An 11,085-nucleotide genomic window follows, 5' to 3' on the forward strand; every position below is an offset into this window, starting at 1 on the left:
ATGGTTTCAAATGCTTCCGAGAGTTCGGAATCGAATCCTCCTTCATCGTCCGCAGAATCTCCAGGCAACGCTCCTCTTTCGATAGTGCCCGGCCTGTGGCGCCGAATGGCGTGCTGGCTGTATGAAGGCATGCTGCTGTTTGCCGTGGTGTTTGTCGCGGGCTGGCTGTTCAGCACGCTCGGCCAGATGCGCGATGCCATGGACTCCCGCCGGCACCTGCTCCAGGCATTCCTCTTCGTGGTTTTCGGCGTCTATTTCGTCTGGTTCTGGACCCGCGGACAGACGCTGGCCATGAAAACCTGGAACATCCGCATCGTCGACCTGCACGGGCGCCCGCTCACCCAGCGGCGTGCCCTGGTGCGCTACCTGCTGAGCTGGGTCTGGTTCCTGCCGCCGCTGGCGGCCATCGCACCTTTCAAGCTGTCGGGAGGAGAATCGGCGGTGCTGATCTTCGGATGGGTCGCCATCTGGGCATTGCTGGCGCGCTTCCACCCCGAGCGCCAGTTCTGGCACGACGCCTGGGCCGGTACGCGGCTCATCACCTCCAAGCCCATGAGCCGCCAATGAGTGCCTTGCCCAAGCTTCCAGACCCCGCCGTGAACCCGCAGAAGGCCCGCAAGGGCCTGGAGCGTGTGTGGCACGCAACCCTGATCTCGCTGCACGGCCTGCGCGCAGGCTGGAGCGAGCCGGCCTTCCGCCAGGAAGCCATCATGGCCATCGTGATGATTCCGGCAGCCTTCTGGCTCGGCCGCAGCTGGGTCGAAGTGGCCCTGCTCGCGGGCAGCGCCGTCCTGGTGATGATCGTCGAGCTGCTCAATACCGCGGTCGAAGCCGCCATCGACCGCATCGGCCCCGAATGGCACGACCTCTCCAAGCGCGCCAAGGACATGGGCAGCGCCGCCGTGCTGTTGTCGCTCGCCCTGTGCGGCGGCATCTGGCTGGCGGCTTTGTGGCAGCACTTCGCGTCATGAAGATGCCCGCCGCACGAGGCATGATGGCGGCATGAATCCTGAATTTTCGATCTGTGTGTATTGCGGCTCTCGCCCCGGCGAGCGGGCCGAGTTTTCCAAGGCCGCGGAAGCGGTCGGCCAGTGGATCGGCGCGCATCGCGGCCAGCTGGTCTACGGCGGCGGACGCACCGGGCTGATGGGCACCGTGGCCGAGGCCACGCGCAACGCCGGCGGCCGCGTCGTCGGCATCATTCCCAAGGCCCTGGTCGACCGGGAATTGGCCAATCCGCTGTGCGACGAACTCCATGTGGTCGACACCATGCACGAGCGCAAGGCCATGATGGGCGAACGCGCCGATGCCTTCATCGCCCTTGCCGGCGGCATCGGCACCTTCGAGGAACTGTTCGAGATCTGGACCTGGCGCCAACTCGGCTACCACGACAAGCCCACCGGCATCCTGAACACCGCCGGCTACTACGACGGCTTGCTTGGCTTCCTCGCGCACAGCGTGCGCGAAGGCTTCATGGGTGAATGGCAGATGGAACTGGTCCGCACCGGCACCGATGCCACCGAACTGCTCAGCGCTCTGCGCGCCGAAGTGCCGCTCCACCCCCGCGGCGACCGACTGGCCGAAAACCTGTAGCGCGATGCCGGAGAGGCAGGTCCTTAAACGGCGTTTTCGTTTTCCTCGCCGGTGCGGATGCGCACGATGCGGTCCACGCTGGTGACGAAGATCTTTCCGTCGCCGATCTTGCCGGTGCGCGCGGAATTGACGATGGCCTCGATGCAGCGTTCCACGTCGTCCTCGTTGACTACCACTTCGACCTTCATCTTCGGCAGGAAGTCGACCACGTATTCGGCCCCGCGATAGAGCTCCGTGTGGCCTTTCTGGCGGCCAAAACCTTTTACTTCGGTCACCGTGAGACCGGTAACGCCCACTTCGGCCAAGGCTTCGCGCACGTCTTCGAGCTTGAAGGGTTTGACGATGGCGGTGATCTGCTTCATGGTTTTTGCGCTCCGGCGGTTTCGTTGAATTTGCTGGTGATAGGGTAACGCCAATCCTTGCCGAAGCTCCGATGGGTGACCCGGATACCCACTGGCGCCTGGCGCCGTTTGTATTCATTGATCTTCATGAGCCGCGCACCCCGTTCGACCTCGTGGATGCCTTCATCGTCCTGCATGTAGCGTGCCAGGATGTCGTACGGCGGCGGCTGTCTTCGGCCAGCGCAATGGCAATGCCTTTCACGGCATCATCGGAGGCTTCGGTAAATGCGGGACGCAGGAAAAGGTTCTCTACCGCATTGCCAGCGATGTCGCCCACCACAAAATCGAGTTGCGCGGCGGCGAGCGTGAGCGTCATACGGAAGGAAGAAAAAGACTTGAACGATTATGTCATTCGGGTGATGGCGTCGCTGTCGGACCTGAGCCCGAAAGCATGGAACGCGCTGCTCTCGTCCGAAGCGGAGCCGTCGCCTTTCATGCGCTACGAATACCTCGCTGCACTGCACGAGAGCGGCAGCGCCTCGCCCGAGAGCGGATGGACGCCGCAATTCATCACCCTGTGGCGCGGCGACGAGCTGCAGGCCGCCTGCCCCGCGTACATCAAGACCCACTCCTATGGCGAATACGTCTTCGATTGGGCCTGGGCCAATGCCTACGAGCAGCACGGGCTTGCCTACTATCCGAAGGCGGTGGTGGCGGTGCCGTTCACGCCGGTGCCCGGCGCGCGATTGCTGGCGCGCGACGCACAGGCCCGCACACTGCTGGTGCAAGCACTGGTGGCCTGGTGCAAGCAGGAAGAACTTTCGTCGCTGCACCTGCTGTTCGGTGCAGACACCGACATCGCCGCCTGCACCGAAGCGGGCCTGATGCTGCGCAACACGGTGCAGTTTCACTGGATGAACACGGTGCCGGAGGCGCCGGGCGGAGTGGCCGGCTACGCGGACTTCGAATCGTTCCTCGCCAGCCTGTCCCACGACAAGCGCAAGAAGATCCGCCAGGAGCGCCGCAAGGTGGCCGAGGCCGGCGTGACTTTTCGCTGGTCCCGCGGTGCCGAAATCACGCCGTCAGACTGGGATTTTTTCTACCGCTGCTATGCGCGCACCTACCGCGAGCATGGCAACCCGCCCTATCTTTCGCGCGACTTCTTCCAGCGCATGGCCGACACCATGCCGCAGGCCTGGCTGCTGTTCGTCGCCGAACGCAAGGGAAAGCCGATTGCCACGAGCCTGATCGCGCTGTCCACGCACGCGGACGACGCACTGGTCGCCTACGGCCGCTACTGGGGCGCCGTCGAACGCGTCGATTGCCTGCATTTCGAGGCGTGCTACTACCAGCCGCTTGCCTGGTGCATTGCACACGGCGCCAAGCGCTTCGAGGGTGGCGCGCAGGGCGAGCACAAGATGGCCCGCGCCTTGATGCCGGTGAAGACCACCAGTGCCCATTGGCTCGCGCACCCCGCGTTCGCCGACGCGGTCGAGCGCTTTCTGGAGCGCGAGGGCGAAGGCATCGAGAACTACCTGGACCACCTGGGCGAACGCAGCCCCTTCAAGGCCGGTTGAGAGGCGGAGCGCGGTCGGTTTGCCGCCATCAGGGGCTGCTATAAACGCGCCCAACGTCCAACAACAGGAAGAAGTCGATGCCATTCGTCGGATTGGGGCTGCACATCCTCATTGCGCTGTTCTTCGCCGTGCATGCGATGCGCCATGGCAAGCAGATGTACTGGCTCATCATTCTTTTCAGCTTCCCCCTGTTGGGCAGCATCGTGTATTTCGTGGTCGAGTACCTGCCCGCCTCGCGCGTGCAGCGCACCGCGGGCAAGGTGGCGAGTGCGGCCATCGGCTTCATCGACCCCGAGCGGGAATACCGCGCGGCCACCGAGGCCTACGACCTCGCACCGACGGCCCAGAACAAGCTGCGCCTCGCCAAGGCCGCGCTCGACAAGGGCCAGGCCGCCGACGCGGCCGGGCACTACCGCGACGCCCTGAAAGGCCCGCTCGCATCCGATCCTGAATTGCAATTTGGCCTGGCCAGCGCTCTGCTGGCCGCGGGCGGCCCGGCCTCGGGCCGCGAAGCGCTGCAAGCGCTCCAGGCCCTGCGTACCACGCGGGGCGACTACCGCAGGGACGAGGTCGCCGTGCTCACCGCCCGAGCACTCGCCGCCGATGGGCGCCAGGGGGAAGCACGCGAGGCCTTCGAGGCGGCGCTGAGCCAGTACAACACGGTCGAGGCCCGTGCCCGCTACATTGCCTGGCTGGCCCAGCAAGGCGACGCCGCCGGCGCAAAGCGGCAGTGGAGCGAACTCCAGCAGGCCGCACGCCACTGGAACTCGCACGCACGCTCCGTCAATCGCGAATGGATGCGGCTGGCGGGCGATGCAGTCCAGGGCTGAACCGCCGCCGACCCTCGCCCACGTTTCGACCGGAGCTGTTTTTTACTTCTTGTAGGCAGCAATGCCGTCGACGACTTCCTTCTTGGCGGCGTCGATGCCTTCCCAGCCCAGCACCTTGACCCACTTGCCGGCTTCCAGGTCCTTGTAGTGCTCGAAGAAGTGGCTGATGGCCTTCAGGCGCATCGGGTTCACGTCGTCGACCGACTTCCAGTGGCTGTAGATCGGCAGCACCTTGTCGGTGGGCACGGCCAGCACCTTGCCGTCCACGCCGGCTTCGTCTTCCATCATCAGGATGCCGAGCGGGCGGCACGGCACCACGACCCCGGGCAGCAGCGGGTACGGCGCGATCACCAGCACGTCGACCGGGTCGCCGTCGCCCGAAAGCGTCTGCGGCACATAGCCGTAGTTGGCCGGGTAGTACATCGCGGTCGTCATGAAGCGGTCCACGAAGATCGCGCCCGATTCCTTGTCGACTTCGTACTTGATCGGGTCGGCGTTCATCGGGATTTCGATCACGACATTGAAGGCGTCGGGGATGTTTTTGCCGGGGGAGACTTTGTCGAAGGACATGACGTTTTCGGGTAGTTGAAAAGTATGAGGGGAGATGGGGACAAACCCGGAGTTTACTTTCCGTGTCATGGCGCGGTCGCACACGCATGCGTTTTTGCCTGTAAATTGCAACCGTTGGCCAATCGGCTCCGCACCTCGGTGCAGCGAGCTTCGAGGAAGCAACGCGACGGAAAACCTGGGTCCCGTACGCGTTGCGCGCAGGATCCATGCTGTCCGTCTCCACAAGTCACAACGAACGAATGGAGAAGCAAAGCATGATCGGCAACACCCCCCTGATACTCGCCATCGTCTGCGGCCTCATGGCTGTCGGCTACGGTTTCTGGGCACGAAGTTGGATTCTCGCCAAGGACGCCGGCAATCCGCGAATGCAGGAGATCGCGGCGGCCATCCAGGCCGGCGCGTCAGCCTACCTCGCCAAGCAATACACCACCATCGCGGTGGTCGGCGTGGTCCTGGCCATCCTCATCGGCCTGTTCCTCGACGCGACCACGGCCATCGGCTTCGTGGTGGGTGCAGTGCTCTCGGGCGCCTGCGGCTTCATCGGCATGAACGTGTCGGTGCGCGCCAACGTACGCACCGCGCAGGCGGCCACGCAAGGCATCGGCCCGGCGCTCGACGTCGCGTTTCGCGGCGGCGCCATCACCGGCATGCTGGTGGTGGGCCTGGGGCTCCTGGGCGTCTCCGTCTTCTACTGGTTCCTGGCGGGCAACGGCAACCTCACGCCGGACCGCAGCCTTTCGACCATCCTCAATCCGCTGATCGGCTTTGCCTTCGGCTCCTCGCTGATCTCGATCTTCGCGCGGCTCGGCGGCGGCATCTTCACCAAGGGCGCCGACGTCGGCGCCGACCTGGTGGGCAAGGTCGAAGCGGGCATTCCCGAAGACGACCCGCGCAACCCGGCCGTGATTGCGGACAACGTGGGTGACAACGTCGGCGACTGCGCCGGCATGGCGGCCGACCTGTTCGAGACCTATGCCGTCACCCTCATCGCCACCATGGTGCTGGGTGCGCTGATGGTCGCGGCGGCGCCGGTCAACGCGGTGCTCTATCCGCTGGCGCTGGGCGGCGTGTCCATCATCGCCTCGATCATCGGCTGCTTCTTCGTCAAGGCCTCGCCGGGCATGACCAACGTGATGCCGGCGCTCTACAAGGGCCTGGCGGTGGCGGGCATCCTGTCGCTGATCGCGTTCTGGTTCGTCACGAGCTGGCTCATCCCCGACAACGCCATCGCCCCGAGCGGCAGCCAGCTCAAGCTGTTCGGCGCCTGCTTCGTGGGCCTGGCGCTCACGGCCGCGCTGGTGTGGATCACCGAGTACTACACCGGCACGCAGTTCAAGCCGGTGCAGCACATCGCGCAGGCCTCGACCACGGGCCACGGCACCAACATCATCGCGGGCCTCGGCGTCTCGATGCGCTCCACAGCCTGGCCGGTGATCTTCGTCTGCATTGCCATCATGGCCTCGTACACACTCGCAGGCCTGTTCGGCATTGCGGTGGCCGCAACGGCCATGCTCAGCATGGCGGGCATCGTGGTGGCGCTCGACGCATACGGCCCCATCACCGACAACGCCGGCGGCATCGCCGAGATGAGCGAGATGCCTGCCAGCGTGCGCGACATCACCGACCCGCTCGATGCAGTCGGCAACACCACCAAGGCCGTGACCAAGGGCTACGCGATCGGCTCGGCCGGCCTCGCCTCGCTGGTGCTCTTTGCCGACTACACCCACAAGCTGGAGAGCTTCGGCCTGAACATCAGCTTCAACCTGAGCGACCCGATGGTGATCGTCGGCCTCTTCATCGGCGGGCTGATCCCCTACCTGTTCGGCGCCATGGCCATGGAAGCGGTGGGCCGCGCGGCCGGTGCCGTGGTCGAGGAAGTGCGCAGGCAGTTCCGCGAGATCCCCGGCATCATGGAAGGCACAGGCAAGCCGGAGTACGGCAAGGCCGTGAGCATGCTGACAGGCGCGGCCATCAAGGAAATGATGATTCCGTCGCTGCTGCCGGTGGTGGTGCCGATCGTCGTCGGCCTCGTGCTCGGACCCAAGGCGCTGGGCGGGCTGCTGATGGGCACCATCGTGACCGGCCTGTTCGTTGCCATCTCGATGTGCACCGGCGGCGGTGCATGGGACAACGCCAAGAAGTACATCGAGGACGGCCACCACGGCGGCAAGGGCTCCGAGGCGCACAAGGCCGCCGTCACCGGCGACACCGTGGGCGACCCCTACAAGGACACGGCCGGCCCGGCCGTGAACCCGCTCATCAAGATCATCAACATCGTGGCGCTGCTGATCGTGCCGCTGGTGGTCAAGTTCCACGCCGGCGACGCGGCCGCGGCCGTGCCGCACAAGGTCGAGACACCCCCGGCCACGACCGCACCGGCTGCCTCCTCGGCGCCCGCGGCGCCGGCACCGGTACAGGCCCCCGCCCCGGTCGCACCTGCGGCATCGGTGGCTTCAGGCGCCGTGGCGGCCGCCGAAGGCGCGGCCGTGAAGGTCGAGAACGGCGTGGTGAAGTTCTATTTCGAGAGCGGCAAGGCCGAGGTCGCGCCCAATGCCAAGGAGGCACTGGCCGACGTGATCAAGGCAGTTCAGAGCGGCAGCACGGTGCTCGTGAGCGGCTATCACGATGCCAGCGGCGATGCAGCGGCGAACGCCGAACTCGCCAAGCAGCGGGCCGTAGCCGTCGGCGATGCCCTCAAGGCAGCCGGTGCACCTGCGGACAAGGTCGAGCTTGCCAAGCCCGAACAAACCCAGGCCGCAGGGCCCGCTAGCGAAGCCCGCCGGGTCGAAGTGAAGGTCAAGAGCTGATGCCCTCCCCGGAGAGACTCGAGGCCTTCATCGCCGCCGTGGAAAGCGGCGCGCATGCCAAGGCCATCGAGAACTACTACGCCGAAGACGCGACCATGCGCGAAAACCAGGCCGAGCCCCGGCGCGGCCGCGGTACGCTGGTTGCCCACGAGCAGGCGGTGCTCGATCGCACCGAATCTGTCGTCTCGACCTGCGTGCGCCCCGTTTTCGTGAACGGCGACCACGTGGTGATCCGCTGGGTTTTCGATTTCCGGTTCAAGGGCGGCAAGGCCATGCGCATGGAAGAGCTCGCGTGGCAGCGCTGGGAGGGCGACCGCATCGCCCAGGAAGAGTTTTTCTACGATCCCGCGCAAAGCAAACCGGCCTGACCGGCAGCCCCGCACCGAGAGCCTCGCTACCTGAGGCTTTCGGCCGCCACGGCGCGCACCAGGCGCGTGGCCGGCGAAACCAGCTGGTGCAGATTCCCCACGCGGTCCTGCTCGATGGCCTGGAGCACCAGTTCGTTGATGCCGCCGACGACCGTCATGGCCATTTCACTCGTCAGGTGCACGGCGGGCCCCTGCGCACCTGTGCTGCCGTTGATGGCGGCCTGGATGAAGCTGGCGATTTCCGCGTTCACCCGGCGCCGCGCCGCCAACCCGGGCATTCCGAGACCGAGGATCTCGACGAACAGCGTGCGCAGCAGCACGGGATCCTGCGCAAGATAGTCGAGGTACGCCGTCATGGCCCGCTCCACCTGCGCGTGCCAGGGTTGCGCCGGATCGAAGGCCTCGGCAACCGCCCGCAGCGCCAGCTTGCTGGCAGCCTCGTAGAGCGAAACCAGGCATTCGGCCTTGGTCGTGAAATGCTCATAGAAGGTGCGCCGCGAAACGGCTGCTTCGCGCACGATATCGGCAATGGTCGTGTCCGCGTAACCCTTGGCCGCCACCGCGCGCGCCATGCCTTCCAGCAGCCGGGAATAGTGCTCGTGCGCCGGTTCTGCGGAAGGGCTGGCCACGCCGGGATTTTCAGTTGCAGTGCTCATTGAACGGCACATTTTCCTACGCATTGGTACTTGACGGTACCGATTGTTGTGCGCACCATTCGATCATGCGGTACGAATGTGTACCAGCTGAGTTCCTTGAGGACTGTTTTCATGACCGACCTTGTTGTGCGCCGCCTTCTGATCGACCTGCAGACGCCGTTCGTCCGCAACTGGTGCGGCGGCGATGCATTCTCGACCGCTTTCTTCAATGCGCTGTCGATGAGCTTTCCTTTCGGCGAGCAGTTCTTCATCGATGCGGTGCGCGACGTCATGGCCACGCTGCCGCCGGAGGCGCAGGAAAAATACCGGGCCGAAGTACGCGGCTTCATCGGCCAGGAAGCCACGCATCGTCGCATCCATGCGCTCTTCAACGGCCATCTCGAGAGCCAGGGCTTGAAGGACGGCTGGTCGCCACGGGCCGCCAGGCGCATGCAACTCATGGAGGGTGCCGACCCCCGCCATGCACTGGCAGTGACCGCGGCCACGGAACACTTCACGGCCATGTTTGCCGAATGGCTGCTGGCCCATCCCCAAGTGCTCGAAGGCGCCGAACCTCGCCTCCGGACCATGTGGCTCTGGCACAGCGCCGAGGAGCTGGAGCACAAAGCCGTCGCCTTCGACCTCTACAAGGCCGCGGGAGGTTCGGACCCATGGCGCAACCGATGGTTTCGCCGCGTGACGCTCATGTTCCTGGGCGATCTGATGCGTCAGACAGCTGCCAACCTGCGTCATGAAGGACAGTTGTGGAAATGGGCGACCTGGAAGAGCGCCGCGCGCATTCTGCTCGGCCGGGGCGGCCTGCTTCAAGGCAACTGGAGCGCTTGGCGCAGCTATTTCCGCGCCGATTTCCATCCGGCGCAGCAGGACAGCAGCCTTTCGGCCCGCTGGCTCGAGGACAACCGCGCGCAGTACACGCCCGTGGGCTCGGCTTCCGAGGCAGCCGCCGCGCTTCAGTAAAAGGTGGCCCGGTGCGTGGAGGCGCCGGCGCCCGCGCGCTGCTCGGGTCGCAGGGTCAGTTCGTGCAGGGTATCGAAGTCGGACGGCGCGTCCGGCACGCGCATCACCACTTCCTCCTCGGTCAATGAGGCCACCCACAGGCCAGCAGGCGAATCGGCAGGCTCGTCGTTGGCGAAGGTGCCATCGCGGATATAGAGGGTTTCGCCCTCCGGGCGCTCGGTATGAAGTTCGACGAGGCGCGAAATGGAGAAGTTGTAGGTCACGAGCTTTTCGCGCGTGTTGCGGTCTTTGCCGCCGCAATTGAAGGAGCCTTCGGAGGCAATGACGATGCAGGAGCCTTCCACGCCAGTGTCGACCTGGCTCCCGGTGCGCCAGATGGCGTTCGGAAGCCTCACGCGCACCTTGTCGATCACCAGGTCGCGCTGCCTGTTCAGGCTGCCCAGAGGCGGAACCAGCGAGCGCAGTTGGCGCAGGCGCTCGGCAAAGTTGTCGTCCACGAGGAATTCGACGTGGTGCGTTGCGCTGCCGGAGGAGCGCTTGACAACCTGCATCACGACATGACGCGGCTTACTCATTGCAAGTCCTTCCGCAGATCGTCCGGCGCTGGACGTCATTGCCTGTATAGAAAAACATTTGTCGTCGACTACAAATTAGAACTATTTATTTATGCAATAAATGCATCATTTGTTTCTAACTGTATATCGATTCCAGGCGCTTTGGAAAGAAAATCTGCAATGCGCATGCAAGGCCTGTCGCAAAAGCGACGCGGAACCGCCCAGGGCCGAACTTCGACTTATTCGAGCGATTCGTCGAGCGCCTTGCAGGAAGGCGCGCACACCGTTTGCGACTTGCCAAGCACCTGGCGGGTACGCAGTTGCGAGCGCACCCGGTGTTTTCCGCACATGAAGCAGGACATGGTCGCGCCGCTGAACGACGCCGAAGCGCGAAACGGCGAACCCGGTGTTTTTGACTTGTATCGCAGGCCGTCGGCCACAACGGCAGTCTTGACCTCAGCTTTGGCCATCGGCTTTATCCTTTTTGGGTTCGGTATTGCGCATCGCGCGTTCAATGGCTTTCCTGGCGCTGACTTCGGCTGCAAGTGCCGCGTCGAGCGCCGAGCGGCACAGGCCGGCGTGCTGGTAATTGAGATTTTCGTACACCTCGGCAGCGGCCGGGTAGGCGTCGAGCAGGCGCCCCAGGTCGGCGCCCGGCTCGACGTCGCTGAATTCGTGCACCAGATGCTCGACCACCGAGCGGTATTGCTCGGCGCTGACGGGGACGGCGCTGTGCTCGAGCCGTTCCAGCAGTTGAGCCAGCACGTGGGTCACTGCCAGATCGGTCTTGGGAGACGGATGGTCGGTCGTATTCATGGTTTGCATCTGGGGG

Annotated in this window: 15 protein-coding genes and 1 pseudogene; 8 read left to right on the top strand and 8 right to left on the bottom strand. The window is 64.8% G+C overall.

Going from position 1 to position 11,085, the window contains the following annotated elements:
* From ACAM55_RS12480 to ACAM55_RS12490, 3 genes are read left to right on the top strand one after another with little or no spacing between them, the layout of a single operon-like run.
* Positions 1-567, top strand: a complete 567-nt coding sequence (locus ACAM55_RS12480) for an RDD family protein (RefSeq protein ID WP_369656292.1) — start codon at positions 1-3, stop codon at positions 565-567.
* Complete coding sequence (locus ACAM55_RS12485; RefSeq protein WP_369656293.1) at positions 564-971, top strand: diacylglycerol kinase; 408 nt, start codon at positions 564-566, stop codon at positions 969-971. The genes ACAM55_RS12480 and ACAM55_RS12485 overlap by 4 nt, the downstream gene beginning before the upstream one ends.
* A gap of 31 nt (positions 972-1,002) precedes the next feature.
* A complete protein-coding gene (locus ACAM55_RS12490; protein ID WP_369656294.1) occupies positions 1,003-1,593 on the top strand; it encodes a TIGR00730 family Rossman fold protein in 591 nt (196 codons plus the stop codon).
* A gap of 23 nt (positions 1,594-1,616) precedes the next feature.
* Here the strand turns inward: ACAM55_RS12490 and ACAM55_RS12495 are convergent, their stop codons facing one another.
* The 3 genes and pseudogenes from ACAM55_RS12495 to ACAM55_RS12505 form a co-directional block, all read right to left on the bottom strand.
* The gene (locus ACAM55_RS12495) at positions 1,617-1,955 is read right to left on the bottom strand and encodes a P-II family nitrogen regulator (protein WP_055800053.1); all 339 of its coding nucleotides are present in this window, start codon (positions 1,953-1,955) and stop codon (positions 1,617-1,619) included.
* Positions 1,952-2,158, bottom strand: a pseudogene (locus ACAM55_RS12500) (NAD+ synthase); the annotation flags it as partial. The pseudogene ACAM55_RS12500 and the gene ACAM55_RS12495, both read right to left, overlap by 4 nt.
* Complete coding sequence (locus tag ACAM55_RS12505; protein WP_369656295.1) at positions 2,080-2,310, bottom strand: hypothetical protein; 231 nt, start codon at positions 2,308-2,310, stop codon at positions 2,080-2,082. The pseudogene ACAM55_RS12500 and the gene ACAM55_RS12505, both read right to left, overlap by 79 nt.
* Positions 2,311-2,329: 19 nt before the next feature.
* Between ACAM55_RS12505 and ACAM55_RS12510 the strand changes: the two genes are divergently transcribed.
* Entirely contained in the window at positions 2,330-3,511 is a 1,182-nt protein-coding gene (locus ACAM55_RS12510; protein WP_369656296.1) for a GNAT family N-acetyltransferase, read from the top strand.
* 77 nt (positions 3,512-3,588) lie between these two features.
* Positions 3,589-4,341 carry a hypothetical protein gene (locus tag ACAM55_RS12515; protein WP_369656297.1) on the top strand — a complete coding sequence of 251 codons (753 nt, stop codon included), beginning with the start codon at positions 3,589-3,591 and terminating at the stop codon, positions 4,339-4,341.
* A gap of 42 nt (positions 4,342-4,383) precedes the next feature.
* On the opposite strand, the gene ppa is transcribed toward ACAM55_RS12515, so the two are convergent.
* Positions 4,384-4,911 (bottom strand): inorganic diphosphatase, encoded by a 528-nt coding sequence (ppa, locus tag ACAM55_RS12520; RefSeq protein WP_021007095.1) that lies wholly within the window; start codon positions 4,909-4,911, stop codon positions 4,384-4,386.
* A 254-nt stretch (positions 4,912-5,165) separates the two neighbouring features.
* Between ppa and ACAM55_RS12525 the strand changes: the two genes are divergently transcribed.
* Positions 5,166-7,718, top strand: a complete 2,553-nt coding sequence (locus ACAM55_RS12525; RefSeq protein WP_369656298.1) for a sodium-translocating pyrophosphatase — start codon at positions 5,166-5,168, stop codon at positions 7,716-7,718.
* On the top strand, positions 7,718-8,086 hold the full coding sequence (locus ACAM55_RS12530; RefSeq protein WP_369656299.1) for a nuclear transport factor 2 family protein: 369 nt from the start codon (positions 7,718-7,720) through the stop codon (positions 8,084-8,086). Before ACAM55_RS12525 ends, ACAM55_RS12530 begins: the two co-directional genes overlap by 1 nt.
* A 26-nt stretch (positions 8,087-8,112) precedes the next feature.
* Here the strand turns inward: ACAM55_RS12530 and ACAM55_RS12535 are convergent, their stop codons facing one another.
* Positions 8,113-8,742: a TetR/AcrR family transcriptional regulator gene (locus ACAM55_RS12535; protein ID WP_369656300.1), complete on the bottom strand. Its 630-nt coding sequence runs from the start codon at positions 8,740-8,742 to the stop codon at positions 8,113-8,115.
* Positions 8,743-8,853: 111 nt separating this feature from the next.
* Between ACAM55_RS12535 and ACAM55_RS12540 the strand changes: the two genes are divergently transcribed.
* Complete coding sequence (locus ACAM55_RS12540) at positions 8,854-9,699, top strand: metal-dependent hydrolase (RefSeq protein WP_369656301.1); 846 nt, start codon at positions 8,854-8,856, stop codon at positions 9,697-9,699.
* On the opposite strand, the gene ACAM55_RS12545 is transcribed toward ACAM55_RS12540, so the two are convergent.
* From ACAM55_RS12545 to ACAM55_RS12555, 3 genes are all read right to left on the bottom strand, one after another.
* Complete coding sequence (locus tag ACAM55_RS12545) at positions 9,693-10,274, bottom strand: hypothetical protein (protein WP_369656302.1); 582 nt, start codon at positions 10,272-10,274, stop codon at positions 9,693-9,695. The genes ACAM55_RS12540 and ACAM55_RS12545 overlap by 7 nt on opposite strands.
* 218 nt (positions 10,275-10,492) lie before the next feature.
* A complete protein-coding gene (locus ACAM55_RS12550) occupies positions 10,493-10,723 on the bottom strand; it encodes a hypothetical protein (protein ID WP_055800144.1) in 231 nt (76 codons plus the stop codon).
* On the bottom strand, positions 10,710-11,078 hold the full coding sequence (locus ACAM55_RS12555; RefSeq protein WP_093019094.1) for a hypothetical protein: 369 nt from the start codon (positions 11,076-11,078) through the stop codon (positions 10,710-10,712). Before ACAM55_RS12555 ends, ACAM55_RS12550 begins: the two co-directional genes overlap by 14 nt.
* Positions 11,079-11,085 lie beyond the last annotated feature (7 nt).

This window comes from Variovorax sp. V213, assembly GCF_041154455.1.
Taxonomy (GTDB): domain Bacteria; phylum Pseudomonadota; class Gammaproteobacteria; order Burkholderiales; family Burkholderiaceae_C; genus Variovorax.